Source organism: Azospirillum halopraeferens DSM 3675 (assembly GCF_000429625.1).
Lineage (GTDB): Bacteria > Pseudomonadota > Alphaproteobacteria > Azospirillales > Azospirillaceae > Azospirillum > Azospirillum halopraeferens.
This window is the reverse complement of record NZ_KE386927.1, coordinates 267716-293949: the sequence shown is the minus strand read 5'-3', so window position 1 is coordinate 293949 and position 26234 is coordinate 267716. Positions and strand designations below refer to the sequence as shown.

At 71.8% G+C, this 26234-nt stretch carries 27 protein-coding genes; 11 read left to right on the top strand and 16 right to left on the bottom strand.

Annotated elements, in window-relative coordinates:
* Positions 1–148: 148 nt before the first annotated feature.
* Positions 149–661, bottom strand: a complete 513-nt coding sequence (locus G472_RS0125965; RefSeq protein WP_029010710.1) for a YciE/YciF ferroxidase family protein — start codon at positions 659–661, stop codon at positions 149–151.
* Positions 662–814: 153 nt separating this feature from the next.
* Here G472_RS0125965 and G472_RS0125960 point away from each other — a divergent pair, with 153 nt between their 5' ends.
* Both G472_RS0125960 and G472_RS0125955 read left to right on the top strand, forming a co-directional pair.
* Positions 815–1267 carry a ferritin-like domain-containing protein gene (locus G472_RS0125960; RefSeq protein WP_035693737.1) on the top strand — a complete coding sequence of 151 codons (453 nt, stop codon included), beginning with the start codon at positions 815–817 and terminating at the stop codon, positions 1265–1267.
* 168 nt (positions 1268–1435) lie between these two features.
* On the top strand, positions 1436–1645 hold the full coding sequence (locus G472_RS0125955) for a hypothetical protein (RefSeq protein ID WP_029010708.1): 210 nt from the start codon (positions 1436–1438) through the stop codon (positions 1643–1645).
* On the opposite strand, the gene G472_RS0125950 is transcribed toward G472_RS0125955, so the two are convergent.
* Complete coding sequence (locus G472_RS0125950; protein ID WP_029010707.1) at positions 1629–1835, bottom strand: DUF1289 domain-containing protein; 207 nt, start codon at positions 1833–1835, stop codon at positions 1629–1631. The genes G472_RS0125955 and G472_RS0125950 overlap by 17 nt on opposite strands.
* 192 nt (positions 1836–2027) lie before the next feature.
* Here G472_RS0125950 and G472_RS35720 point away from each other — a divergent pair, with 192 nt between their 5' ends.
* Positions 2028–3434, top strand: a complete 1407-nt coding sequence (locus G472_RS35720) for an ATP-binding protein (protein ID WP_035693735.1) — start codon at positions 2028–2030, stop codon at positions 3432–3434.
* Positions 3435–3510: 76 nt separating this feature from the next.
* Here G472_RS35720 and vsr read toward each other — a convergent pair whose 3' ends face one another.
* From vsr to G472_RS0125900, 9 genes are all read right to left on the bottom strand, one after another.
* Positions 3511–5142 (bottom strand): DNA mismatch endonuclease Vsr, encoded by a 1632-nt coding sequence (gene vsr / locus G472_RS0125940; protein WP_211100257.1) that lies wholly within the window; start codon positions 5140–5142, stop codon positions 3511–3513.
* A gap of 125 nt (positions 5143–5267) precedes the next feature.
* On the bottom strand, positions 5268–7232 hold the full coding sequence (locus tag G472_RS37645) for a HAMP domain-containing methyl-accepting chemotaxis protein (protein WP_051341318.1): 1965 nt from the start codon (positions 7230–7232) through the stop codon (positions 5268–5270).
* Positions 7233–7516: 284 nt separating this feature from the next.
* Positions 7517–9283 carry a phosphoenolpyruvate--protein phosphotransferase gene (gene ptsP / locus G472_RS0125930; RefSeq protein ID WP_029010705.1) on the bottom strand — a complete coding sequence of 589 codons (1767 nt, stop codon included), beginning with the start codon at positions 9281–9283 and terminating at the stop codon, positions 7517–7519.
* A complete protein-coding gene (locus tag G472_RS0125925; protein WP_029010704.1) occupies positions 9273–9608 on the bottom strand; it encodes an HPr family phosphocarrier protein in 336 nt (111 codons plus the stop codon). Before G472_RS0125925 ends, ptsP begins: the two co-directional genes overlap by 11 nt.
* 7 nt (positions 9609–9615) lie before the next feature.
* On the bottom strand, positions 9616–10017 hold the full coding sequence (locus G472_RS0125920) for a PTS sugar transporter subunit IIA (RefSeq protein ID WP_029010703.1): 402 nt from the start codon (positions 10015–10017) through the stop codon (positions 9616–9618).
* Between the two features lie 112 nt (positions 10018–10129).
* Positions 10130–11047, bottom strand: coding sequence for an RNase adapter RapZ (gene rapZ, locus G472_RS35710; RefSeq protein ID WP_051341316.1), 918 nt, complete (start codon positions 11045–11047; stop codon positions 10130–10132).
* Positions 11044–11490 carry an HPr kinase/phosphorylase gene (locus G472_RS35705; RefSeq protein ID WP_035693733.1) on the bottom strand — a complete coding sequence of 149 codons (447 nt, stop codon included), beginning with the start codon at positions 11488–11490 and terminating at the stop codon, positions 11044–11046. Before G472_RS35705 ends, rapZ begins: the two co-directional genes overlap by 4 nt.
* Positions 11491–11559: 69 nt before the next feature.
* A complete protein-coding gene (locus G472_RS0125905; protein ID WP_029010702.1) occupies positions 11560–12927 on the bottom strand; it encodes an ATP-binding protein in 1368 nt (455 codons plus the stop codon).
* The gene (locus G472_RS0125900) at positions 12924–13652 is read right to left on the bottom strand and encodes a response regulator (RefSeq protein ID WP_029010701.1); all 729 of its coding nucleotides are present in this window, start codon (positions 13650–13652) and stop codon (positions 12924–12926) included. The genes G472_RS0125905 and G472_RS0125900 overlap by 4 nt, the downstream gene beginning before the upstream one ends.
* A 279-nt stretch (positions 13653–13931) precedes the next feature.
* Between G472_RS0125900 and G472_RS0125895 the strand changes: the two genes are divergently transcribed.
* Positions 13932–14498 (top strand): Spy/CpxP family protein refolding chaperone, encoded by a 567-nt coding sequence (locus G472_RS0125895; protein ID WP_029010700.1) that lies wholly within the window; start codon positions 13932–13934, stop codon positions 14496–14498.
* Between the two features lie 93 nt (positions 14499–14591).
* On the opposite strand, the gene G472_RS0125890 is transcribed toward G472_RS0125895, so the two are convergent.
* Together G472_RS0125890 and G472_RS35700 are read right to left on the bottom strand one after the other, a co-directional pair.
* Positions 14592–15614 carry an NAD(P)/FAD-dependent oxidoreductase gene (locus G472_RS0125890; RefSeq protein WP_029010699.1) on the bottom strand — a complete coding sequence of 341 codons (1023 nt, stop codon included), beginning with the start codon at positions 15612–15614 and terminating at the stop codon, positions 14592–14594.
* A gap of 106 nt (positions 15615–15720) precedes the next feature.
* The gene (locus G472_RS35700; protein ID WP_051341314.1) at positions 15721–15939 is read right to left on the bottom strand and encodes an antitoxin Xre/MbcA/ParS toxin-binding domain-containing protein; all 219 of its coding nucleotides are present in this window, start codon (positions 15937–15939) and stop codon (positions 15721–15723) included.
* Between the two features lie 304 nt (positions 15940–16243).
* Between G472_RS35700 and G472_RS35695 the strand changes: the two genes are divergently transcribed.
* The gene (locus G472_RS35695) at positions 16244–16645 is read left to right on the top strand and encodes a hypothetical protein (protein ID WP_051341312.1); all 402 of its coding nucleotides are present in this window, start codon (positions 16244–16246) and stop codon (positions 16643–16645) included.
* A gap of 7 nt (positions 16646–16652) precedes the next feature.
* On the opposite strand, the gene G472_RS0125875 is transcribed toward G472_RS35695, so the two are convergent.
* Positions 16653–17426: a ferredoxin--NADP reductase gene (locus G472_RS0125875; protein ID WP_029010698.1), complete on the bottom strand. Its 774-nt coding sequence runs from the start codon at positions 17424–17426 to the stop codon at positions 16653–16655.
* A gap of 150 nt (positions 17427–17576) precedes the next feature.
* Positions 17577–19025 carry a helix-turn-helix domain-containing protein gene (locus G472_RS0125870; protein WP_035693732.1) on the bottom strand — a complete coding sequence of 483 codons (1449 nt, stop codon included), beginning with the start codon at positions 19023–19025 and terminating at the stop codon, positions 17577–17579.
* Between the two features lie 244 nt (positions 19026–19269).
* Between G472_RS0125870 and aceA the strand changes: the two genes are divergently transcribed.
* The 6 genes from aceA (at position 19270) to G472_RS0125840 (ending at position 25835) form a co-directional block, all read left to right on the top strand.
* On the top strand, positions 19270–20550 hold the full coding sequence (gene aceA / locus G472_RS0125865; RefSeq protein WP_035693730.1) for an isocitrate lyase: 1281 nt from the start codon (positions 19270–19272) through the stop codon (positions 20548–20550).
* Positions 20551–20758: 208 nt separating this feature from the next.
* Positions 20759–21805, top strand: coding sequence for a 4-hydroxyphenylpyruvate dioxygenase (gene hppD / locus G472_RS0125860; protein ID WP_051341400.1), 1047 nt, complete (start codon positions 20759–20761; stop codon positions 21803–21805).
* A 100-nt stretch (positions 21806–21905) separates the two neighbouring features.
* Positions 21906–23093 (top strand): MFS transporter, encoded by a 1188-nt coding sequence (locus G472_RS35690; protein ID WP_035693729.1) that lies wholly within the window; start codon positions 21906–21908, stop codon positions 23091–23093.
* Positions 23094–23128: 35 nt separating this feature from the next.
* Positions 23129–23887, top strand: a complete 759-nt coding sequence (locus G472_RS0125850; protein ID WP_029010694.1) for an SDR family NAD(P)-dependent oxidoreductase — start codon at positions 23129–23131, stop codon at positions 23885–23887.
* Between the two features lie 106 nt (positions 23888–23993).
* Entirely contained in the window at positions 23994–24131 is a 138-nt protein-coding gene (locus G472_RS39190) for a hypothetical protein (protein ID WP_156927259.1), read from the top strand.
* A gap of 243 nt (positions 24132–24374) precedes the next feature.
* The gene (locus G472_RS0125840; protein ID WP_029010693.1) at positions 24375–25835 is read left to right on the top strand and encodes a hypothetical protein; all 1461 of its coding nucleotides are present in this window, start codon (positions 24375–24377) and stop codon (positions 25833–25835) included.
* Positions 25836–25868: 33 nt separating this feature from the next.
* On the opposite strand, the gene trxA is transcribed toward G472_RS0125840, so the two are convergent.
* A complete protein-coding gene (gene trxA / locus G472_RS0125835; RefSeq protein WP_029010692.1) occupies positions 25869–26192 on the bottom strand; it encodes a thioredoxin TrxA in 324 nt (107 codons plus the stop codon).
* Between the last annotated feature and the right edge of the window lie 42 nt (positions 26193–26234).

Genomic DNA, 26234 nt, shown 5'->3' with positions numbered 1-26234 from the left:
CTCCGATCATTGTAATTGTACGAACGAAGTCTCCGACCGGGCGGGACCGGCGGCCACGCAAAAACCCCTCCTCCGCCGGGGGCGGAGGAGGGGCAGCGAGGGTGCCGCGGCGATCCTGAGCGACGGTCCCGGGAGGCGGCCGGTCCGCTCAGCGCTTGGCTTCGGCGGTCTGCATGTTGGCCTTGCGGCGCAGGAAGGTGGTGGTCACCTCCGGGAGCTGGTCGTGCAGCCAGCGCGCCATCTCCTCCTCTTCGCGCAGGTTCTCGGTGCACAGGCGGGCGACCTCCGGCTCGCCGCATTCCTCGGCGGCGCGGATCAGCGCGCGGTAGTTGGCGATTTCCCACTGCTCGAAGGCGTAGCTGAAGATGCCGGCCTTCACGACCTCGTCCCCGGCGAAGATGCCCGACAGCGACTGGGCGTTGCCCAGCAGCATGCCGATGCCGCTCTTGATGGACGAGGTGTCGGTGCCGAGATGCTTCAGGCACTGGCGCACGCGCTCGGCCTGGCGGTCGGTCACGGCCTTGTGCTCGCGCACCTTGGCCAGCAGCTCCGGATAATGTTCGAGGCGCTCGGTCTGGCGCTCCAGCATCTCGATCGCCTGGGTTTCCATGGCGTAGGCGTCGCGCAGCCAATCGATCAGCGTTTCCTTGGTTCCGGCCACGATGTCCTCCGAATGTCCGATTGGTGGTTTCCCCGACGGGAACGAACCGAAACAACAGCGTGGCCGCCCGTCCGTTGCGGCGGGCCTGCGGAACCGGCCCGCGGCCGGCGGGTTTATTCTCGACCGGGGGGCGTCGGCAGAGGGAGGGCGCGCATGTTGGACAAGCTCAGGACCGAGACCGTCGACACGCTGAACGATCTGATCCGCATCGTCGAGGACAGCCACGAAGGCTACCGGCAGGCGGCGGAGACCGGCGAGGACGACGACCTGCGCACCCTGTTCAACGATCTCGCCTCCCAGCGCGGCGCCATCGTGCGCGAGTTGCAGCGTCTGGTGGCCGAACAGGGGGGGGCGCCGGACATCGGCGGCACCGTTCTCGGCGGCGCCCACCGCTTCTTCCTCGGCCTGCGCACCGCGGTAATGGGACGCGACCGCACCGCCGTCCTGGCGGAGGTGGAGCGCGGCGAGGCGGAGTGCGTGCGCCGCTATGAACAGGCCCTGGACAAGGAGCTTTCGGACGGTGTCGGCGACGTCATCGCCGGCCACCTCGCCCGCATCCGCGCCGATTGCAGCCGCATGGCTGCCCTGCGCGGCGAGGCCGTGTGACCCCCTTGCGCGGCTCCGGCCCGGGGGTTTGTGCGGGTCCCGTTGGGGTGGCGCGCGTCATGACACCCGGCATGACGTTTGTGTTGCGGTGCAGCAAAGATCTTGAGCATCACCGGTTATCTCTGCTAAAGGTCAACAAAATCGCCTTCCGTTTCGAGGATGGAACCAATGACCGCCGATGAGTTGACCGTTCGCGGAGCCTTTGCCCTGTACCGGGCGGAGAATCCGCACCGCATCGCCGAACTGCAGAAGGGCAGCGACGCCGAAGCGGCGATCGCCGCCGACTTCGAGACCTATCGCAACCGCTACGTCCGCAAGTTCGCGGACGTCCGCTCCAGCCTGGAAGCGGAAGGCCTGTTCGTCACCCGCGCCGCGTGAACCATGGGCGGGCGCCGGCCGGCCGGCGCCCCTCCAGGTCCCGCACCAGGGCGCGCCGCGCCGCCGCATCCATGCCGCCCCAGGCGCGGATCTCGTCGATGGTGCGCCGGCAGCCGATGCACACCCCCCGCTCATCGAGCGTGCAGACCCGCACGCAGGGCGATTTGACGTAATCCTCGTCGACGCTCATCACGGCTCCGCCCGGCTGGAGATCCCCACCGAGGGGGCTGTTACCACCGGCCGCGGCACCCTGCAACCGCGCCGCGGAGCGGCAGGGCGGGGCTTGGATTCCCTCCGGCCCGCCGGTAGATTGGATCAACGCGTTGATCCTGTCCCCGTCCGTCCTCCCAGCCGTCCGTCCCTTCATCCGTCCACGTGCGCCATGCGGGCCCTCGACGAAGCCGACCTCGCGGGGCGCCTGGCCCTGGACATGCCCTGGCGGGACGCCGCCGCGTCGGCGGGCCCGATTGGCGCGTGGCCGCGGCGGGACTTCCTCGATCCGTTCGTCCGGCTGCTCGACCGGCCCGGCCCGGCACCGCCGGTCCTGCTGGCGGGGCCGCGGCGGACGGGCAAGACGGTGCTGCTCCGCCAGGCCGCCGCCCGCCTGATCGACTCCGGCCTGCCGCCCCGCGCCGTCGCCTACGCCGACCTTGACGCCCCGGCCCTGCAAACGGTCGCCCTCGACACCATCCTGCGCCATCTGCGCGCCGGCGCGCCGGAGGGCCCGGGGGTGGTGCTGCTGGATTCCCTGCACCGCCGGCCCGACACGCCGCGGGCCCTGGCGGTGCTGGCGGCGGCCGAGCCGGGGGTGCGCTTCGCCGCCGCCCTGTCCGCCGGGCCGGCGCCGCTGCGCCGCGGCGGTGGCGAGGGCTGCACCCCGTTCATCCTGCCGCCGCTGACCTTCGGGGAGTATCTGAACCTTTCCGGCAGCGAGCACGGGCTGATCGAGCCCCTGGCCTTCGGCAAGGGCGGCCGGGCGCCGGTGTACGCGGTGCACGACATGGACGCGCTCAACCGGCGCTTCCTGCACTACATCAACGCCGGCGGCTTCCCCGAATCGGTGCTGCTGCCGCCCGGGCACGGCGACGGGGCGGCCCGCCTGCGCGGGCCGGTCCTGGACGCCCTGCTGCACGGCGACCTGCCGGCGCTGGCCGGAATCGGCAGCGGGCCGGAGCTGACGGCCCTGTTCACCCTGCTGGCCCGCAACACCGGGGCGGAGGTGTCCATCGAGGCCATCGCCGTGGGCACGGGTCTGGCCAAGAACACGGTGCGCCGCCATCTGGACTGGCTGGAGGCCGCCTTCCTGATCGTGCGCCAGGGGCGCCTCCACCCCGAAGGCGGACGGCTGAAGCGCATGCGCACCTTCAAGGTGCATCTCGCCACGCCCTGCCTGTACGCCGCCCTGTTCGGGCCGGTCGGCACGGACCACCCCATGCTGGCGCGGCTGGTGCAGAGCGCGGTCATCGGCCAGTGGCTGGCCTCCCCCGACCTGGAGCGCCTGGCCTTCGTCCGCCTGCCCGAGGGCACGGTCGACCTGGTCGGCCTGGACGCCGCCGACGGCCGTCCCGCCTGGGCCTGCGCCCTGACCGGCACCGACGGGCCGTCGGAGGCGGTGGAGGCGCTGCTCCGCTTCGCGCGCCGCACCGGGCCTCTGCGCTGGGTCGGCGCCACCACCCTGACCCGCGCCGCCCTGCGCACCCGCGACGGCGTCGAGGTGTGGCACCGCCCGGCCAGCCAATACGCCTACGAGGTCGGCCGCCGCGTCGCCGCGGAGGCGGGGACGCCTTAGATCGGATCGCGTTAAATCGGAACCGATTTAACGCGTGAATCCGATCGCTTACCAAAATGCTGGAGCAACATGCGTTTCACATAAAACGCATGTTGCTCCAGCCGCCGGCGCGGCGCAGGTCGGTGGTGCGCAGGCAGGTCTCCGGCATCACCCACGCCTCCGGCTCGGGCCGGCAGCCGGTCAGCATCCAGTCGACGCAGGCGGCGATCTGCCAGGCGATCAGCGGCGGCACCGCGTCGCCGATGGCGCGGTAGCGGTTGGCGACCGAGCGCACCGGGAAGCGGTAGCGGAAGGGGAACCCCTGCAGCGTCGCCATCTCGCGCACGGTGAGCAGGCGGTTCTCCTCCGGGTGGGCGTAGCGGCCGTTGCCCACATGGGCGCATTCGCGCTTGATGGTCGGGGCCGGGCGGTCCCACCACAGACGGCCGTAGACGTCGGGGTGCGATCCGGGGTCGCCGGCCGCCCAGCGGCGCCGGCAGTCGTCGGTGCACAGGTGGCGTGTGCGCGGGTCGCGCGCCACGTCGATCCAGCCGCCGCCGTCGCGGGGCGTCGCGGCCAGTCGCGCCGCCACCGCCCGGCCGGTGCCGGGGCAGGCGGCCCCGTCGGGATCGTCGGGATGCTCCGCCAGCCATTCCGCCAGGCGGCCGAGGGCGCTGCGCACGGTCACCGCCTCCGGCGCCACGCTCCAGCCTTCCCACAGGTCTTCCAGCGTGCGCGCCGGCCCGACCCGCGAGGCGACGATCAGGGCGCGCTCGCGCCCCTGCGGCAGGCCGAAGCGGCTCAGCACGTGGACGTCGGCCCGCACGTCATAGCCAAGATTGGCCAGACGGTCGCGCAGCTCCAGCCAGTGCCGGGAATGGTTGCCGGTGATCAGCTCCCGGGCGTTCTCCATCAGGAACACCTCGGGGCGCAGATCGGCGACGAAATCGCCGGACCGCCCGACCAGCGAGTTGCGGGTGCGGTCCTGCCCGTGGTTGGCCGGGTTGGCCCGGGAAAAATCCGTGCAGGGGGCGCAGGAGATCAGGCAGGCGACCGCGCCGGGCTCCAGCCCGGCCATGCGGCGCAGCTCCGCCGGTTCCAGCACCGACAGGTCGGCGGCGATGGGGCGCAGGCCGTGGTTGGCCTCGTAGATGGCGTTGCAGCCGGTCTCGCCGCTGTCCTTTCCCGAGGGCTTGGCGACCTCCAGGTCGACGGCGGCGGCGAGGCGCCAGCCCGGCCGGCCGGCGAAACCGGCGCTCATGCCGCCGCCGCAGGAGAACAGGTCGACGACGGCGCGGCGGCGCTCGCCGCCGGGAGGACCCAGGAAGGCGCGCAGCCGCGTCTCGACCGCCGCCGGGTCGGCCAGTTCGCACTGCCACAGGACGAGCACCGTCCAACCCATCGCCTCCAGAGCCGCGACGTTGCGGGCGTCGCGCGCGGCGTTGCCGTCCAGCTTCGCCTTCCACCAGTCGCGCCGCGTCGCCGGCAGGGTGGCGTGGCGGCATCCGGGATGGGCGTGCCAGAAGCAGCCGCGGATCTCCACCGCCTTCCGGCGGGCGGGAAAGACGATGTCGGGGCGCCCGGGCAGATCGCGGGGATGCAGCCGGTAGCGGTAGCCGAGCCGGTGCAGCAGCCGGCGCACCATCATCTCCGGCTTGGTGTCGCGGCTGCGCACCGCCGCCATGTTGCGGCGGCGGGTGTCGGGAACGTCGCCCGCGACGCGGCTCACCGCATCCTCATGGTCGGTCCGGCGGGGCGGGGACCGCACAACCGTGCGCAAAGGATCGTCATGGCGCGGACGGTAGCCGGTCGCGGCGCGCCGATCAACGCGCCTCAACCGGGTCTGCCCGCGGGCTACGCCGCCGCCGCGGCACCGCTCCGGCCGTCGCGGATGCCGGCGACGAACCGCTCCACCTCCGCCTCCAGGTTGCCGATGTGGCGGCGCAGCTCGTCGGTGGCGTCCTCCACGCTGCGCGCACCGTCCAGCGTCTCGCGCGCGCCGGCCGACACGTCGCGCACATGGTCGGCGACGCCGGTCATGGCCCTGGCCGCTTCCACCGTGTTGCGGGTGACCTCCCGCGTCGTGGTCACCTGCTGCTCCACCGCGCCGGCGATGGCGGTGGTGTTGCCGCTCAGTTCCCGGATCACGCCGGCAATGCCGGTGATGGCGGTGACGACGCCGGCGACCGTCGCCTTCAGGTTGGTGATCTGGCCGGCGATGGCGTCGGTCGCCCGCGCGGTCTCGCCCGCCAGATTCTTCACTTCGGCGGCGACGACGGCGAAGCCGCGGCCGGCCTCCCCGGCGCGCGCCGCCTCGATGGTGGCGTTCAGGGCCAGCAGGTTGGTCTGGGTGGCGATGGCGTTGATCAGGTTGAAGACGTCGGCGATGCGCTCGGCGGCGTCCGACAGCCCCTGCACCGCGGCCAGGGTCGCGTCGGCGTCGCCGGCGGCCCGCTGCATGCCCTGCGACGCCAGCCCCACCTGCCGGCCGATCTCGGCGCTGGACGCGCTCAGCTCCTCCGAGGCGGCGGCGACCGCCTGGATGTTGCCACCGGTCTCCCGCGACGCCGCGGCGACGGCGGCGCTGCGCTCGCTGGTGCGGTCCGCCGTGCCGGCCATGCGGCCGGCCGTGTCGTGCATCGCCGCGATGGAGTCGGAGATGCGCCCGACCAGCGCCCGGATGGTGCGCTCCAGCGCCTCCGCCATGGCGGCCATGGCGGCCTGTCGCTCCTCCTCCGCCCGCCGCTTGGCCTGCGCCTGTTCCTCCTCCATCCGCCGCTTGTCCAGCGCCGCGGCGCGGAAGACCTCCACCGTGGCGGCCATGCCGCCCAGCTCCGTCCGCTCCCCGGCGAAGGGAACGGGGTGCGACAGGTTGCCGGCGGCAACCGCCCCCATCGCCCCGGCCAGGGCGTCCAGGGAGCGGCGGATGCCGCGGCCGATCAGCACGGCCAGCAACGCGCCCAGCCCCATCAGCAGGCCGAGGCTGGCGAGGATGAGGGCGCCGGCGGCCTCCTTGCCCGCGTCGGCGGCGCGGAACACCGCGGCCGTCGCCTCCTCGCCCGCCGCCTGAAGGTCGCCCAGCGCCGTCCGCAGCTCTGTCGTCGCCGACTCGATGCGCAGCGCCGCCTCGATGGCACGGCCGATCTCCGCCTCCAGCCGGTCGGTGGCGGCCCGCAGGTCGGTGAGCACCGCCGGATCGCCCGCGTCGGCGGCGATCCGTTCGCCCTGGCCCAGCATGGCCGCGACCTTGGCCTGGACGTCGCCGATGGTCACCATGTCGCCGCCGCCGGCCAGCCGGGCGCGCAGGGCGTCGGTCTCCGCGATGGCGGTCTGAAGCTGGCGCACCCGGTCCAGCGTGGCCGCCGCGTCGCCGGCCGCGGCTCCTTCACCGGCGTCGCGCATCTGCCGGCGCGCCGTGCGCAGAGCACGGATGGCCACCTGGCCCAGTTCCTTCACCGTGTCCGCCACCCGGCCGGCGGCCTCGCGCCGCTCCTCCTCCACCGCCGCGAGGTCGAGGAAGGCCGCCTCGACCGCGGGCACCAGGGCCAGCCCGGGGGAGTCCGGCGCGATGGCCCGCAAACCGGCGTCGATCTGCGCCAGGTCGGCTTTCAGTTCCGCCACCGCCGCCTCGTTGCCGGCCAGGTCGCGCGGCCGCACGGCCAGCAGGTGTCCCACATGGCGTTCGATGGCCCGCCCGTGCGCCGACTGCGCAACCCGGTCGGAGTAGCGGTGCAGGCTGCCGTAGCCGATGGCGCCGACGGCGAGCGTCAGCAGAAGGACCGCGGCGAATCCCAGCCCGATCTTCGTTGCAATCTTCATGTTGAGCCCTCACCCTGCCTGCCAATTTTGAAGGCGAATGCTTATTTGTTAGACTTATTTGTCTGCTATTTTATGACATTCTTTGAAAAAGGCAAGAATGGCAGCGTTATGACGGCTGAATGGGGGAGGACTGGGCCGGAGATCCGCTGCGGATATTCCGCGCGGGGAGGGTTATTGAACTATTTATTACGGTGAGGCGGCGGTCGGAGCGAAGAAATGGCGCCGGAGAGCGCGCAAACAGCCTTTTGTTGCGCGCTCCGACTCCGTCAGGTCGCCGGCCCCCGTCAGGCCATGGCGTTGAAATCGTCCAGCAGGGTGGCGATGCGGCCGCTGTCGGACTGGTCCATGATGACGCGGGCGCGGCGCGTCGCCTCGATCAGGTCGAGGGTGCGGATGCGGCGCTTGACCGCGGGAATGCCCATGGGGGCCATGGACAGCTCGCGCACGCCCAGCCCCAGCAGCAGGGCGGCGTAGCGCGGGTCGCCGGCGATCTCGCCGCACACCGACACGGGCATGCGGGCGCGCAGGGCCGCCTCCACCGTGAACTGGATCAGGCGCAGGACGGCGGGGTGCAGGGGGTCGTAGAGGGCCGCCACCTGTTCGTCGCCGCGGTCGATGGCCAGTGTGTACTGGGTCAGGTCGTTGGTGCCGATGGCGAAGAAGTCGCAGACGTAGCTCAGCGCGTCCGCCGACAGGGCCGCCCCCGGCACCTCCACCATGACGCCCAGCGGCGGCATGGGATCGGCGACGGCGACGCCGCGGCGGCGCAGGCGGCGGGTCACCTGGGCGATCATGCCGCGCACGGTCTGCACCTCGCTGACCGAACTGATCATGGGCAGCAGCATGCGCACCGGTCCGTGCGCCCCGGCGCGCAGGATGGCGGCGATCTGGGTTTCCAGCAGGCGCGGCTCGCGCAGGCCCAGCCGCACGGCGCGCAGTCCCAGCGCCGGGTTGGCCGGGTCGCCGTAGCGTCCGTGCAGCCCGCCGGCCAGCTTGTCGCCGCCGATGTCCATGGTGCGCACGGTGACCGGACGCCCGCCCATCCCTTCGACGATGGCGCGGATCACCGCGTATTGCTCCTCCTCGTCGGGAAGGTCGTCGCGGTTCATGTAGAGGAACTCGGTGCGCAGCAGGCCGATGCCCTGGGCGTCGTTCTCCAGCGCGTTGTCCAGGTCGCGCGGCAACTCCAGGTTGGCGTGCAGCACGATGGACGTGCCGTCGCGGGTCACCGCCGGCAGGCGCTTGTACGCCTTCAGCGCCTCGCGCTCGCGCTCGCGCGCCTTGCGCCGCCCGCCGTACTCGGCCAGCGTCGCCTCGTCGGGGCCGATGATGACGCGGCCCTCGATGCCGTCGACGATGACCGGCGTGCCGTTGCGCACGCCCGACAGCAGCCCGGCCGCGCCGAGAACCGCCGGCAGCCCCAGCGAGCGCGCCATGATCGCGGTGTGCCCCTCGGCCCCGCCCAGCACCGTGGCGAAGCCGGCCACCCGGCGGGGGTCGAGCAGCGCGGTGTCGGCGGGCGTCAGCTCCTCCGCCAGGATCACCGTGCCGGCGGGCAGCAGCGAGAAGGCGCGGTATTCGTGGCGCATCAGGTTGCGGATCAGCCGGCGCCCCACCTCGCGCACGTCGCCCACCCGGGCCGCCAGATAGGTGTCGTCCATCGCCGCGAAGCTCTGGGCGATGGAGGCGATCTCCGCCTGCACCGCGGCTTCGGCGTTGATGCGGTCGTTGCAGATGCGCCGCTCCACGCCGCGGGTGAGGCGGGAATTGGTCAGCATGGCGAGATGGGCGTCCATCAGGATGCCGATCTCCTCCGACGCCGACTCGGGCAGCACCAGCGCCTTGCTCTTCAGCTTGCGGATCTGCCGGCGCGCCTTGGCCACCGCCTCGCCGAAGCGGGCGACCTCGTGGTCGACCCGGTCGGGGCCGACCGGGTATTCGGGCACGCGGATGGCGCCGGTCTCCACGATGTGGGCCGGACCGATGGCGATGCCGGGCGATACGCCCAGGCCGCGCAGGGTGCGCGGGACCGCCGCGTCCTCAGTCTTCATCGAATTTCCGCCCGACCAGGTCGGCCAGCGCCGCCACCGCCCCCTCGGCCTCCCGGCCGTAGGCGCACAGCTCCACCGTGGTGCCGGGGCCGGCGGCCAGCATCATCAGCCCCATGATCGATTCGCCCGACACCACCGTCTCGCCGCGCCGCACCTCGATCTCGCAATCGAAGCGGGCGGCCAGCTTGACGAACTTGGCGGCGGCGCGGGCGTGCAGGCCGCGCTGGTTGCAGATGGTGACGGTCTGGCAGACCTCCGGGGCGGTCCCCGGGGACGCCCCGTCGCGCCCGCCCGCGGGCGGGGGAGTGTCGTCGTCGCAAGCCATGGGAACCTTATCCGTCGGACAGCAGCGAGGAGGCGACGTTGATGTACTTCTGCCCGGCGTCGCGCGCCGCCGCCACCGCGTGGGCCAGCGTCTCGTGGCCGCGCACGCTGGCCAGCTTGATCAGCATGGGCAGGTTGACACCGGCGATGACCTCCACCCGCGCCTTGTCCATGATGGAAATGGCCAGGTTCGACGGCGTGCCGCCGAACATGTCGGTGAGCACCACCACGCCCGAGCCGTCGTCGACGTCGGCGACGGAGGTGAGGATGTCCTGCCGGCGCTGCTCCATGTCGTCGTCGGGGCCGATGCAGACGGCCCGCACCTGCGCCTGTTCGCCCACGACGTGCTCCAGGGCGGCGATGAACTCCTCCGCCAGCCGTCCGTGGGTCACCAGAACCATGCCGATCATCGGACACCCTTCATGCTGGTTCCCTTTGCGCTCGCGCCCCGTCCGCCGCCGGCCGGGCCGCCCGTCATCCGGGACGCGGTCGTACCCTTCATCCGGGCCGTGGTCCCGACCATCATCCGGGACGGGGTCCCGATCGTTCGAGATCCCGGTGGGTCAGCCCGACCTTGACCCCGAGATCCCTGAGCCACGCCGCCAGCCGCTCCGCCACATAGACCGAACGGTGGCGCCCGCCGGTGCAGCCGACCGCGATGGTCAGATAGCTCTTGCCTTCCTGGTTGTAGCGCGGCAACAGCGGCCGCAACAAGTCCGTCAGGTTCCGGAAGAAGGCGGGAAAGTCGGGATCGCCCGCGACGCGCGCCGCCACCGGCTCGTCCAGGCCGCTCATCGGCCGCAGTTCGGGGTCCCAGTGGGGGTTGGTGAGGAAACGGACGTCGAACACCAGGTCGGCCTCGCGCGGCAGGCCCAGGCGGAACGAGAACGAGGTGATGAACACCTGGAGCGCCGGCTGGGCGTCCAGCGCGAAGTGGCCCGCCAGCAGGCGCCGCAGGTCGTGGATGGAAAGATGGGTGGTGTCGACGGTGACGTCGGCGCGCTCGCGCAGGGGGTTCAGCAGGGCGCGCTCGCGCTGGATGCCGTCGGGGACCGGCCGGTCCACGGCCAGGGGGTGGCGCCGCCGCGTCTCGGTGAAGCGGCGCTGCAACACCTCGTCGCCGCAATCGAGGAACAGCAGCCGCACCTCCAGGTCGGGGTGCGCGGTCAGCGCCTCGATGTGGTCGATGAAGGCGTCGGCGCTGAAGTCGCGGGTGCGGCTGTCGATGACGATGGCCAGCGGCCGCCGGCTCGCCTCCCCCTGCTCCACCAGGGCGGGGACCAGCGACAGGCGCAGGTTGTCCACCGATTCGTAGCCCAGGTCCTCCAGCGCCTTCAGCGCCACGGACATGCCGGCCCCGGACATGCCGGTGACCAGCACCAGGCGGCGCGGTTCCGGCGCGGGAGCGGCGGGGAAGGGGAGATCGCGGGTGCCCGTCATGGCGCCTCCGGGCTCCGGCCGAGGATGCCCGACGCGACGGCCGCGGCGGCGAGCCGCAGCTTGGCCGGCGTCGAAGCGTCGAAGGGGGAAAGGGCCAGGCGGGGTACCGGCGTTCCCACCAGGGTGACGGTTTCCGGTTCGGGCAGCCGTTCGACCGTGTCGCGGCCGACCAGGTCGACCACCAGCCCGACCGCCGCCGCCGGCGCTGCGGGCACCGGCAGGATGCCGACGCCGCGCACCTCCAGCAGGCCGGCCAGCGCCGGCGGGGCCGCGGCGACCGGGCGGCCGCCCTCCAGCCGCAGCGCGACGCGGTCGTCGGCGACCAGCCGGGCGCCGCCGTCGATCAGCCGCAGCGCCACGTCCGACTTGCCGGCGCCCGACGGCCCGCGCAGCAGCACGCCGACCCCGCCCACCTCGACGCAGGTGCCATGAATGGTATCCATGATCCCGCGAAGGTGAGGGTGGCCGGGAGATATGTCAATGGGATAGGGGCGGGATCGCCGCCGCGGACCCTAGAGCGGCAGCACGACGGTGACGCGCAGCCCCCCTTCCGGGCGGTTGGCCAGGGTGATGTCGCCGCCGTGGCCGCGCACGATGGTGCGCGCCGTCGACAGGCCGAGCCCGACGCCGCCGGTATCGCGCGAGCGCGAGCGCTCCAGCCGGTAGAAGGGGGCGAAGACCTTCTCGAACTCCGCCTCGGGAATGCCGGGGCCGTCGTCGTCCAGGATGACGCGGGCCTGGCCGTCCTCCGGCAGCAGCCGCACCCGCACGCCGCCGCCATAGGCGATGGCGTTGTCCATCAGGTTGGCCAGGGCCCGGCGCAGGGCCACCGGCCGGCCCCTGGCGGTGGCATGATGCGGCCCCTCGTAGGCGGCGGCGTGGCCGGCGTCGGTGCGGTCCTCCACCAGGCTTTGCAGCAGGTCGGCCAGGTCCAGGGGCCCGCGCGGCTCCCGCCGGGCGTCGTCGCGGGCGAAGGCGAGGGTGGCGGTGATCATCGCCTGCATCTCGTCCAGGTCGGCCAGCATGCGGCGCTGCGTCTCCGGGTCCTCCACCATCTCGGCGCGCAGGCGCAGGCGCGTCAGCGGCGTGCGCAGGTCGTGGCTGATCGCCGCCAGCATCTGGGTGCGGTCGTCGACGAAGCGGCGCAGCCGCTCCTGCATGCGGTTGAAGGCGCGGGTGGCGGCGCGCAGCTCCCGCGGGCCGGCCTCGCGCAGGGGCGGTGCCTCGGGGTCCACCCCCAGGCGTTCCGCCGCGTCGGCGAAGCGGGCCAGCGGTGCCGTCAGGCGGCGCGCGGCGAACAGCGACAGGGCAACGATCATCGCCACGATGCCGGTCATCCACAGCCCGAAGCGCAGCAGGCGGAACGTCGCCTCCGACGGATCGCCGGAGACGAAGGTCAGCCACGACCCGTCGCCCAGCCGCACCGACAGGCGGGCGTTGCCGTACCAGTGCGGGTCCTCGCGCCGCGGCAGGGGGGCGCCGATGGGCGACGGCGGGCGCGGCGGCAGGGCCACCAGCACCTCGCGCCCCGGGTCGCCCAGGGATTGGCGGATGCGCCGGCGCAGGACCTCGAAGGGGAAGCCGTCCGCCTGGTTGCCGGCGCGCGGGCGGTCGCGGCTCCACTCCACGCCCAGGATGGGGTCGTCCAGGGCGCGCACCAGCCGCGGCCGTTCGTCCGCCGGCGTCCCCTCGACGAGCTGGACGATGGCGGCGATGCGCTGGACCAGCACCCGCGGGTTGTGGGCCGGCGGCCCTTCGCGCCGATCCGCCAGGTAGACCAGGGCGCTGATGACCTGCGTCAGCAGCAGCGCCACCACCACCGTCAGCGCCGTGCGCGCGGCGATGCTGTCCGGCAGCAGCCGCCGGAAGGCGGCGGTCATCGGGCGGTCCCCGCCGTCACCGCGGGGGTGAAGATGTAACCGCCGCCGCGCACCGTCTTGATCAGCGTCGGCTCCGCCGGGTCGGGTTCGATCTTGCGGCGCAGCCGGCTGACCTGGACGTCGACCGAGCGGTCGAAGGGCACCGCCGCCCGCCCGCGCGCCAGGTCCAGCAACTGGTCGCGGGTGAGCACCCGCTGCGGGTGCTCGGCGAAGGCGACCAGCAGGTCGTACTCCCCGGCCGAAAGCTGGACCAGCACGCCGTCGGGGGAGTGCAGCTCCCGCCGGGTGAGGTCGAGCGACCAGCCCTCGAAGCGCAGGACCGCGGCGGGCGCGCCGTCCGCCGTGCCGGGCGGCGCGTTGACGCGCCTCAGCACCGCCTTGATGCGGGCCAGCAGTTCGCGCGGGCTGAAGGGTTTGGCCAGATAGTCGTCGGCCCCCATCTCCAGCCCGACGATGCGGTCGGTCTCCTCCCCCATGGCGGTCAGCATGACGATGGGGATGGCCGAGGTGGCGCGCAGGCGCCGGCACAGGCTCAGCCCGTCCTCGCCGGGCAGCATCAGGTCCAGCACGATCAGGTCGATGCGCGCCGTCTCCAGCGTCTTCAGCATCTCCGCCCCGTCGCGCACGGCGGTCACGCGGTAGCCGTGCCGCGTCAGGAACTGGGCGGTCAGCGTGCGGATGTCGCGGTCGTCGTCGACGACCAGCAGGTGCGGCGTGCGGTCCATGGTGTCCCCGTGGGCGATCCCGTGGGCGTCCTCGTGCGGCCGCGGCGGTGCGGTCCGGCCCATCATCGGCCGGCTCGCCCGGTCGGTTAAGCGGAAATGTGTTACGCCGCGTTACGGCCGCCGCGGCTGTTACACACTGTTACCAAAGACCGTCCCGCCGGACATCAACCGGCAAACCAACGGTCGCAGGATCAGGGTCATCGGGAGCGCCGGACGACGGCAGACCCGACCGGAATACGGACGACCCACACTTCAGACGATCACCAGGGAGTTCCCACGATGAAACGCATCGCCCTCACCGCCGCCGCACTCGGCATCGGCCTGGCCGTCGCCCTGCCGTTCGCCGCCGACGCCCGGCCCGGCGGCATGCACCACGGCTGGGGCCCCGGCGGCTTCGGCGGTCCCGAGCGGATGTGCGAGAACCAGCAGGCCCGCACCGCCGGCATGCTGGCCTTCGCCAAGGAGAAGCTTGCCATCACCCAGCAGCAGGAAGCGGCCTGGACCCGCTTCGCCGAAACCGTGCGCACCAGCCAGCAGCCGGTGGCCGAGGCGTGCGCCCGGCTGAAGGACCAGCCCCGGCCGACCACCCTGCCGGAACGCGCCGAGCGCATGCAGACCATGATGTCCGCCCGCGCCGCCCAGTTCGAGGCGGTCGTCCCGGCGCTGAAGGAGATGTACGGCCAGCTCACGCCCGAGCAGCAGACCATCGCCAACGAGATGATGAACCGCGGCCGCCCCGGCGGCCCCGGCGCCGGTCCGGGCGGCCCCGGCCAGGGTCCGGGTCAGGGCCAGGGTCCGGGTCAGGGCCAGGGTCCGGGTTCCGGCCCCGGCCGTCAGGGCGGCTGACGGTCCGCGCCGCAAGGGCCGCTCCCGGAAGGGGGCGGCCTTCGCGATTCCGGCGCCGCCCCCGGAAGGGGGCGGCTTTTGCGATTCCGGCGCCTACTCCGCCCCCGGCACGCCCTTGCTGGTGGAATACTCGAAGTGCAGGGCCTCGCCGGGGTGGATCAGCGGGTGGATGGCGTGCGCCGCCTGGGCGGCCTCGGCAAAGCCGCAGAGGATCAGCTTCAGCTTGCCCGGATAGGCCGCGATGTCGCCGATGGCGAAGACGCCGGGCACGCTGGTGGCCGCGGTCGCCGGCTCCACCGCGATGTGGTTGCGCTCCAGGTTCAGCCCCCATTGGGCGATGGGGCCGAGGTTCATGGACAGGCCGAAGAAGGCCAGCATGGCGTCGGCCGGCAGGGCCTTCTCCTCGCCGTCCAGGGTGGCGACGCGCACCGCCGTCAGCAGGCCGTCGGCACCTTCCAGGCCGGAGAGCTGGTAGGGCACCACCATCTCCACCCGCCCGTCGCGCGCCAGCGCCTCCATGCGCGCCACGCTCTCCGGTGCCGCGCGGAACTTGGCCCGGCGGTGCACCACATAGACCTTCTCCGCGATGTCGGCCAGCGACAGGGTCCAGTCCACCGCGGAATCGCCGCCGCCGGCGATCACCACCCGCTTGCCGGCGAAGTCCTGGCGGCGGCGCACCATGTAGAAGACCGACTTGCCCTCGAACGACTCCAGCCCGTCCAGCGGCGGCCGGTTGGGCCCGAAAGCGCCGGCCCCGGCGGCGATGATCACCGCGCCCGCGTCGATGCGGGTGCCGATGCTCGTCTCCAGCAGCCAGCGCCCCTCGTCCGTGCGGGTCAGCGTCTCCACCTGCTGGCCCAGGTGGTAGGTGGGCGCGAAGGGGGCGGCCTGGGCGGCCAGCCGGTCGATCAGGTCGGCGGCGTCGATGGAGGGGTGGCCGGGGATGTCGTAGATCGGCTTTTCCGGATAGAGCGCCGCGCACTGGCCACCCACCATGTCGAGCGCGTCGATGACATGGCAGCTCATCTTCAGCATGCCGCATTCGAAGACGGCGAAGAGGCCGGTCGGGCCGGCACCGATGACGGCGACGTCGGTGCGGTGGGGGGCTGCGGACATGGGAACTCCGGAATGGGCGGCGGGTGGATCAATGGCGCCTTACATGTCCGGTTTCGCGCAAGGGATCAACCCCGCTCGGTGCGGGGGCGGGTGCGTGCGGGCTCCGTCATCGCGCGATGATCCCGTGCGCGATCCGGCCGAGCCGCGTCTCCACGTCGCGGGCGCCTTCATCGGTATCCAGCAGGTCGAGCGGGCGCTTGCCTCCGAGCGCTGCGGTGGGGCGGTGCAACCATGCGCCGGCCTTGGGGGCTGCCCCGAAGGTGTCCTGCGCCAGTGCCATGATGCGCGCGGCCCGCAGCCGACGGTCCGACGGCTCGGGCGTCATCGAGTTGATTCCACCACCGGAGCACCGCCGACCACTGCAATGGTTCGTGCCGGATCGATCACGCCATGCCTCCCCCGGATGGACCGGGCAATTGTCCATGGAGTATCGGCGTTCGGCCGGGTCCGGGCAAGACGCCGGATGCGTCGGCGGAGGCCACCCCGGGGCGAAGGGGGGTGTGACATCGGGTCCGACCTGCGTATACCCCGATTGATTTATGCCGAATGAGAGACAATTATCGGGAAAACGGCGCCACCCCGCTGCGGCGGTTCGGTGGTGCCGGTCGAACTCCGGCCGGGACACCGCCATGAAGGAATGCCGCTGCCTCGTCTTCACCGAACAGGAGGTGGCCCGCGCGGTGCTGGATCGCCGGCGCAAGCGGCGCGAGGAGCTGCCGACGGGCACGGTGCAGGGCGTCACCTACGACGCCACCGACGGCGTGCGCACGACCATCGCCGTGATCGACGATTACGGCGTCGGGACGCCCATGGTGCTGGGGGAAGGGGAAGTGGCGGCGGCGCTGGTGGCCTATTGCATGGACCGCAGGATCCCGCTGCCCGTCGACGGGGACAAGACGCTGCACCTGATCGGCGGCGCGCTGTCGCTGATGATCACCATCAACTTCAACAAGCCGCCGCGCCTGGTGGAAGGGCACCCCGCCCCGCGGCGCGCCGCCGCGGGACGCCGGATGCCGCTGCCGGCCGCCTGAGCCCGGGTCAGCGCTCCACGAACGCCTTCTCGATGACGAAGTGGCCGGGCTCGCCGTGATTGCCCATGACGAAGCCGCGCTCCTCCAGCAGCGCCGTGGAGTCCGCCAGCATGTCGGGGCTGCCGCAGATCATCACCCGGTCGTTCTCCCGGTCCAGCGGTGGCAGGCCGATGTCGGTGAACAGGGTGCCGCTGCGGATCAGGTCGGTGATGCGGCCCTGATGCTCGAACGCTTCGCGCGTCACCGTGGGATAATAGACCAGCTTCTCGCGCACCGCCTCGCCGAAGAACTCGTTCGCCGGCAGCACCTCGGTGATGACCCGGCGGTAGGCCAGTTCGGCCACCGTGCGGCAGGTGTGGGTCAGCACCACCCGCTCATAGCGCTCGTACACCTCGGGGTCCTTGATGACGCTGAGGAACGGGGCCAGCCCGGTGCCGGTGGACAGCAGATACAGGGTGCGCCCCGGCAGAAGGTTGTCCACCAGCAGGGTGCCGGTCGCCTTGCGGTTGACCAGCAGCGTGTCCCCTTCCTTCAGGTGCTGCAAGCGCGAGGTCAGCGGGCCGTTGGGCACCTTGATGGAGAAGAACTCCAGCGTGTCCTCGTAGTTCGCGCTGGCCATGGAATAGGCGCGCAGCAGCGGCTTGCCCTCGACCTCCAGCCCGATCATCGTGAACTGCCCGTTCAGGAAGCGGAAGGACGGGTCGCGCGTGGTGACGAAGCTGAACAGCGTATCCGTCCAGTGGTGGACGCGCAGGACTCGTTCCCGGAGGATGTTGCTCATGGCTCCTTGTCACCTTCGTTCGATCGCTTCATGCGGGGCGGCACCCCATCGATAAACCACAACAACAACGCAAGGCCAGAGAAAAATACCCACGTTGTCAGTGTGTGATTCTATCAGATAGACATGAACTAACTGTTGTATTTCCCCGTCTCAGCGGCCCTCGCCGGCCGGCGGGGCGAACAGATAGGGCGTCAGGCCGCGCAGATTCTCGTCCACGATCAAGCGGTTGTTGAGCGGCGGGAAGGCCCGCTGCGAGCAGTCGAGACGCGGGCACAGGCGGCAATTCACACCGATGGGCGTCGCCGCCTCGGTGTTGTCCAGGTCGACGCCGTCGGCATAGGTGATCTGCGCGGCGTGCGCGACCTCGCAGCCCAGCGCCATGGCGAACTGCTGCGGCGGGCTGCTGTAGCCGCCGCTGGCCTTCACCACCGTGCGGGCCAGCGAGAAATAGGTGGTGCCGTCCGGCATCCTGGCAAGCTGGGTGTGGATCTTGCCGGGCGTGCGGAACGCCTCGTAGACGATCCAGCGCGGGCAGGCGCCGCCGAAGCGGGCGAAGTGGAAGCCGGCGCCGCTGAAGCGCTTGGACACGTTGCCGGCGGCGTCGACGCGGATCAGGAAAAACGGCACGCCGCGCGCCCCCGGCCGTTGCAGCGTGGTCAGCCGGTGGCACACCTGTTCGAACGAGGCGTCGAAGCGGCGGCGCAGGATGTCGATGTCGTAGCGCACCTGGCGCGCCGATTCCAGGAACCGGTCGTAGGGCATCAGCACCGCGCCGGCGAAATAGTTGCACAGGCCGATGCGGGCCAGCCGTCGCGCCTCGTCCCCCGACAGGGCGGCGGCGTCGACGATCCGGTTCAGCAGGTCGCGGTGGCGCAGCAGCGCCAACTGGCAGGCGAGCTGGAAGGCGCGCCCCGACGGCGCCAGCATCTCCGACAGCAGGATGCGCCGGCCGTGCCGGTCGAAGCGCCGCACGGCGTAGCCCATGACGTCCGCCGGCATCAGGCGCACGCGCACGGCGTGCTGGGTCTGCAGCAGGTCGGCCAGGCCGCGGTAGATGTCGTTGCGGTCCAGCGCGCCGTCCTTCCACAGCGCCTCGGCCGCCGCCTCCAGCTCCGGGAAGTGGTTGTGGTGGGTGTGGAAGAGGTCGCGCACCTCCTCCAGCGGGAAGGTGGCGTTCTGCACCAGGTGCAGCTTTTCGCGGTCGGCCACCCGCTCCGACAGGGCTTCCAGGTCGGCGCGCGAGTCCCGGTAGGCCTGGTACAGCGTCACCACCGCCTGGCCCAGCGTCGGGGCCACCGCGGCCAGCTCCCGGAAGTCCTGGTTCTTGATGTCGGAGGCGTTGAACAGCGGGTCGGCGAACACCTCGCGCAGGCCGGCGACCAGGCGGCTCTCCTCGTCCTCGGCGAAGGACTGGATGTCGACGCCGAAGGCGTTGCCCAGCTTCAGCAGCAGCGGCACCGTCACGGGGCGCTGGTTGTGCTCGATCAGGTTCAGATAGCTGGCGGAGATGCCGAGCTGCTCCGCCATCTGGGCCTGGGTCAGCCCCTGTTCGCGGCGCAGGCGCCGCACCTTGGGGCCCAGCATCGCCTTCTTGTCCATGATCCGCCCGGCGTGCGTCCGGCAACCCCCGGACTTTACAAGGTTTACGGATTTACAGAAATCCCTGACCGAGAGTTTACAAACTTACCACTTTACAAACAAGCACTTATTGCAGCCGCGGGGAATCCGTCATAACTGTGAACCCGGTGCTGCGGTGCACATGCCGCCACGAGAAAAAGACCCAGCCGGGTGGGGGAGGACGCGCTCCACCCGGACGCCCAGTCGGACAAAGAGGATACCCATCATGGCTCCGATCGACGACACGACCAAGGCCGCCATCCACGCCAAGCGCTGGGAAGGCATCAAGCGCGATTACACCGATGCGGACGTCAAGCGCCTGAGCGGATCGGTCAGGATCGAGTACACCCTCGCCGAGATGGGTGCGAAGCGCCTGTGGGAGCTGCTGCACACCGAGCCCTACGTGCACACCCTGGGCGCGCTGACCGGCAACCAGGCGATGCAGGCGGTGAAGGCCGGCCTGAAGGCCATCTACCTGTCGGGCTGGCAGGTCGCCGGCGACGCCAACCTGGCCGGTCAGATGTACCCGGACCAGAGCCTGTACCCGGCCAACTCGGTGCCGGCGATCGTCGAGCGCATCAACAACACCTTCAAGCGCGCCGACGAGATCGACACCGCCGAGGGCAAGAGCGACACCTACTGGTTCGCCCCGATCATCGCCGACGCCGAGGCCGGATTCGGCGGCCCGCTGAACGCCTTCGAGCTGATGAAGGCCATGATCAAGGCCGGCGCCTCGGGCGTCCACTTCGAGGACCAGCTCGCGTCCGAGAAGAAGTGCGGCCATCTCGGCGGCAAGGTGCTGCTGCCCACCAAGCAGTTCATCCGCACCCTGAACGCCGCCCGTCTGGCGGCCGACACCTGCGGCACCTCCACCGTGCTGTTCGCCCGCACCGACGCGGAGAGCGCGCAGCTCATCACCTCCGACATCGACGAGCGTGACCACCCGTTCATCGATTTCGAGGAAGGCCGCACGCCGGAGGGCTTCTACCGCCTGAAGAAGGGTGTGGGCGTCGAGCACTGCATCGCCCGCGGCCTGGCCTACGCGCCCTACGCCGACGCGCTGTGGTGGGAGACCTCCAAGCCGAACCTGGAGGAGGCCCGCCGCTTCGCCGAGGCCATCCACAAGGAGTTCCCCGGCAAGCTGCTCGCCTACAACTGCTCGCCCTCCTTCAACTGGAAGGCCAACCTGGACGAGGCGACCATCGCCAAGTTCCAGGCCGAGCTGGGCGCCATGGGCTACAAGTACCAGTTCGTCACGCTGGCGGGCTTCCACTCGCTGAACTATTCGGCCTTCATGCTGGCCAAGGGCTACGCGGAGCGCGGCATGGCCGCCTACTCGGAGCTTCAGCAGGCCGAGTTCGAGGCCGAGCGCCTCGGCTACACCGCCACCAAGCACCAGCGCGAGGTGGGCACCGGCTACTTCGACGCCGTGTCGATGGCCGTCTCGGGCGGCATGTCCTCGACCACCGCGTACAAGGACTCCACCGAGGCCGATCAGTTCCATTGATCGGACGTGCGGTTTCCGTGAGGCTGACGTTTTGACTGGCGCGGCCGGAGGGGCACCTCCGGCCGCCTTTTTTCGTGCGCCTCCCCCGCTTGGGGGCATGCCGGCCGGCCGTTGCGCCCCCACATGGTTGGTCAACCATGCTTTCCGTGAAGGGAGGAGCGACGTGACCACCCGACGCAAGGCGGCCCTCATCTCCGACATCAACCCGATGGGCACCGACGGGTTCGAGTTCGTCGAGTACGCGGCCCCCGATCCCGCGCAACTGGAGACGCTGTTCGACACCATGGGCTTCCGCCCCGTGGCGCGGCACCGCCGCAAGCGGGTCACCCTGTGGCGCCAGGGCGGCGTGAACTTCATCGTCAACGCCGAGCCGGAGAGCTTCGCCCGCTCCTTCGCCCGCGTGCACGGGCCGGGGATCTGCGCCATCGCCTTCCGCGTCGCCGACGCCGCCCACGCCTACGAGCGGGCGCAGGCGCTGGGGGCGAAGGGCGTGCCGGGGACCGCCGGCCCCATGGAGCTGAACATCCCCGCCATCCAGGGCATCGGCGGCAGCCTGATCTATCTGGTCGACCGCTACGGCGACCGTTCCATCTACGACGTGGATTTCGAGTTCGAGGAGGCCGAGCCGGAGACCCCCGACGGCGTCGGGCTGTTCGAGATCGACCACCTCACCCACAACGTTCACCGCGGCCGCATGGAGGAGTGGGCGGACTTCTACACCCGGCTGTTCAATTTCCGGCAGATCCGCTACTTCGACATTGAGGGCAAGCTGACGGGCATCAAGTCCAAGGCGATGACCAGCCCCTGCGGCAAGATCCGCATCCCCATCAACGAATCGGCCGGCCACGGCGGCAAGGACCAGATCGAGGAGTATCTGGAAGCCTACCACGGCGAGGGCATCCAGCACGTGGCGCTGGGCACCCGCGACGCCTACGCCACGGTGGAGGCCATGCGGGCGCGCGGCAACGCCTTCATGCCGCCGCCGCCCGACGCCTATTACGAGATGCTGGCCGAACGCCTGCCGGGCCACGGCGAGGACGTGGCCCGCCTGAAGCGCGACGGGCTGCTGGTCGACGGCGCGCCGGGCGGCGGGCTGCTGCTGCAGATCTTCACCAAAACGGTGATCGGCCCGATCTTCTTCGAGGTGATCCAGCGCAAGGGCGACGAGGGCTTCGGCGAAGGCAACTTCCGGGCCCTGTTCGAGAGCATCGAGCGCGACCAGGTCGCGCGCGGCGTGCTGAAGGACGCCGGCTAAGCTGCGCCCCGCGCGCAGCCGCCATGCGCGCGGGATTGCTGGCAGGGCCAGCGGTTTGCGGTAGCGTGCCCCCGTCGTGAGCTGAACCGGGCGGGGGCACATGGGGCGGGAGACGCGCAACGTCGTGCTGTTGGCGGTGTGCATGGCGCTGGGGATGAGCGCCACGGCGCTGATCTTCACCGCCGCCGCCGTGGTCGGCACCATCATCGCCCCCGACCGCGGGCTCGCCACCCTGCCCATCGCGGTGATGTTCATCGGGCTGATGGCGACGACCCTGCCGGCGGCGTGGCTGGTGCGCCGGCTGGGGCGGCGCACCGCCTTCGTGTCGGGGGCGCTGGCCGGCATGGCCGGCGGGGCCATCGCCTTCCTGGCGGTGCTGTGGGGCTGGTTCACGCTGTTCTGCGCGGGCATGCTGCTGCTCGGCGTCTCCGCCGCCTTCACCCAGCAGTACCGATTCGCCGCGGCGGAGATGGCGGCGCCCGCCCGGCGGGCCCGCGCCATATCGTGGGTGACCGCCGGCGGGCTGCTGTCCGCCTTCCTGGGGCCGGGGGTCGCCGTCTGGACCTCGGACCTGTTCCTGCCGGCCCGGTTCGCCGGCACCTTCGCCGTTCTGGTGCCGTTGCAGGCGGCCGTGCTGGTGCTGCTGGCCTTCGTCGACCTGCCGCCCCGCACCGTCCCGGGGGCGGAGGGACCGGCACGGCCGCTGCGCCGCATCGCCGCCCAGCCCCTGTTCCTGGCCGCCGTGTCCGGCGGCGTGTTCGGCTATGTCGGCATGAACCTGGTGATGACGCCGACGCCGCTGGCGGTGATGGACTGCGGCTACGCCTTCGGCGACGCCGCCTTCATCCTGCAATGGCACATCGTCGGCATGTACCTGCCGGCCTTCTTCACGGGATCGCTGATCGCGCGCTTCGGCGCAATCCGGGTGATGCTGGCGGGGGCCGGCCTCTACGTCGCCTGCGGCGTCCTCAACGTCGCCGGCACCGACCTGATGCTGTCGTTCTGGCCGTCGCTGGTGGCGCTGGGGGTGGGGTGGGCGTTCCTGTTCGTCGGCGGCACGGCGCTGCTGACCGAGACCTACACCCCGGCGGAGCGGGCGCGGGTGCAGGGGATGAACGATTTCGTCGTGTTCACCGGCGTGGCGCTCAGCGCCCTGACGTCGGGTGGCGTCTACGCCGGGCTCGGCTGGGCCGCCAACAACCTTCTGTTGATCGCGCTGGCCCTCTCGGCCACGCTGATCCTGCTGTGGGCCATGCGGGCGGGCACCCCCGCCGCCGCCCCGGCGTGAACCGAACCGACGCAGCAAGGGAGAAGGGACGAGCCATGGCCGAACTGGAGGGCAAGGTCGCCATCGTGACCGGGGCGTCGCGCGGCATCGGGCTGGCTGCGGCGGCGGCGCTGGCCGGGGCCGGGGCGAGCGTGGCCGGGCTGGCGCGCGGGGCGGCGGAAGCCGACGCGCTGCGCCGCTGCCTGGCGGCGGCGGGCCGGCCGCACCGGCTGATCGCCTGCGACGTGTCCGACCGGGCGGCGGTGGAGGCGGCGGTGCGCGACGTCACCGACACGTTCGGCGGCATCGACATCCTGGTCAACAACGCCGGCGTCATCGACCCCATCGGCCGACTCGGCGACACCGATCCGGAGGCGTGGGCCCGCAACGTCGACGTCAACCTGACCGGCCCCTACCGGATGGTGCGCGCCGCCCTGCCGGCCCTGCTGGAGCGGCGCGGCACGGTGATCGCCATCAGCTCCGGCGCCGCCCACCGCGCCATCGAGGGCTGGTCGGCCTATTGCAGCGCCAAGGCCGGGCTGGCCATGCTGACGCAGGCCCTGGCGCTGGAGTACGGCGGCGAGGGGCTGCGGGTCTTCGGCTTCCAGCCCGGCGTGGTCGACACGCAGATGCAGGTGGCCATCCGCGCGTCCGGCATCAACGAGGTGAGCCGCCTGCGGCGCGAGGATCTGGCGAAGCCCGACGACCCCGCCCGCGCCATCGTCTATCTCTGCACGGCCGCCGCCGACGACCTGCGGGGGCAGGAACTGACCATCCGCGACCCGGCCCTGCGCACCCGCGTCGGCCTCGGCTGACGCCGCACCGCGCCGCCGGGGCTTGTCGCGGGCGCTTGACCCATAGGGCCAATGGACCGACCCTGAGTGGGTCGCAAGGGCAGCGGTGCCCGCCGATATCGCCGAGATGAAGGACATGCTCAAGGCGATGTCCCCCCTCCTGGTCGCGTCGAACGCCCGGGGGGAGGAGCAGTCCAGGCGGATCGACGATCTCAGCCGCATGGTGGCCTCGCTGATTCCGAGCAAAATCGCCGCGGTTGGATGACCCCCGCGGAATTCAGGCAGGCCCGGCGCAAGCCGGGCCTTTCGGCGCAGGGTCTTGCCGGCGCGGTCGGTGTCGCTGACGGGCGCACCGTGCGCCGCCGGGAATCGGGAGAGCGCGTATCCCCGGGCCCGTGCCCGTGCTCTTCGGCATCCGCCTCGATCCCCGTTGCCCCCGGTGGGTCAGGCCGACGGGGAAAGCGCTGGGAAAGCAACGGCGCCTGCGTATACTGCGCCGATGTCACGCATGCTGTTCCTACGCGACATAGACGGCGACGTCCGGCTGCGCTGCCTCTCGTGCGGGCACGAGGGGGTGCAGACGCGCGCCGCCTTGCTGCGCAGGTTCGGCCCCGGCTATCCCGTGCTGTCGCTGGCGCCGCACTTCCGCTGCTCGCGCTGCCGGTCGCGCGACGTCGAAAGCCGCCCCATCGTGGCCCCGCCCCCCGTCCCGCCGGTGCCGGACGGGGATGACGCGGACGCCGGCGCGCTGGCGGCCATCGCCGCCCTGCGCAGCTTTGCCGCCGCCGTGCGCGGCGATGTCGGCCCGGAGACGGACCGCGCGGCGATGGACCGCGGGGAGACGGCCGGCGCGGAGATGATCCGGGCGGACGAGGAGGCGGAACCCCGGGGACGTGCATCCACCGGCGGCTGGACCGCCGACGCCCTGCTGAACGACCTGCTGGACAGCATCGCCGAGGAGGACGCCGAGCCCGAGCCGGAACGGGATGCGGACCCGGAACCCGAGCCGGAACCGGTACCCGCCCCCGAGCCGGAGCCGGCGGACGAGTCCGGCGACGAGGCGGACCCGCTGGAGAACGCCCTGGCGGCCCTGCGCGCGCTCGGCGCCGACACCGGCCCCGGCGACGTGGACGAAGCCCCCCCGGCGATGCCGGAGGAGCCGGACACCCCCGAGGCGTTCTTCCGCGGCCTCGGCCGGTTCGACGCCGGCGCGCCGGTGGAGGATGAGGACGAGGTGGACGGGGATGACGATCCCCTCGACGAAACCATCGCCGCGCTGCGGGCCCTCGCCGGCCCGGCCGATGCCGGTTCCGATGCCGAAGAGGTGCGGGACGAGGACGACGAGGAGGAGGAGTTCTCCGACGAGGAGATCCTGAGCTTCGCCATCCGCGACCCCGAGGCGGAACCCGCGGCGGAGACCGGCGATGACGGGGACGACGACGTCCTGGACCTGGTCGACGTTGTGCCGGAGCCCGAGCCGGAGCCCGATGAGACGCCTGAGCCCGGCCCCGCGCCGCCGGCCGACGTGTTCGAGGAGACGCTGGCCGCCCTGCGCGGCCTGGTCGGCGTCGACGCTCCGCCCGCCCGCCCGGCCCCGCCGGAGCCCGAACCGGAGCCGGAGCCCGAAGCGGCGCCCGAACCGGAACCGGAGTCCGAATCCGAGCCGGAGCCCGGGGACGAGCCCGAAGACGCCGCGCCGGCCCCGGTCGTGCCGGTGGCGGCGCCGTCGCGTCCCCAGCCGATGTCGATGGAAGCCAGCCTCGCGGCCCTGCGCGAGATGGTGGAAAAGGCGGCCGCCGAGGAGGAGCCGCCGGCGCGGCCCAAGCGGCCGCACAAGGCGAAGCCGGCGCCCCATCCGCCCGAACGCCCCTTCAGCGAGACCCTCGCCGCGCTGCGCGGGATGCTCGATCTCGACAAGGACGGCAACGACCGGGACGGCAACGACCGGGGCGGGGGACCGCGGCGGTGAGGCCCTCCCCCGCAGCGGGAGAGGGCCGGACCGTCAGATCGACTGTTCGACCCACTGCTTGAGGGCGCCCTGGGGCAGCGCGCCGATCTTGGTGGCGGCGACGTTGCCGTCCTTGAACAGCATCAGGGTGGGGATGCCGCGCACGCCGTACTTGTTGGGGGTGGCGGGGTTGTCGTCGATGTTGAGCTTGGCGATCGTCACCTTGCCCTCGAACTCCGCCGCGAGGTTGTCCAGCGCGGGGGCGATCATTTTGCAGGGACCGCACCACTCCGCCCAGAAGTCGACGAGGACCGGGCCGGGCGCGTTCAACACGTCCTGCTCGAAGCTGTCGTCGGTGACCTTGATGGGGTTGCTCATGGGACCTCTTCGTGGGTTCAGGGCCCGTCGCCGGCGTGTCGG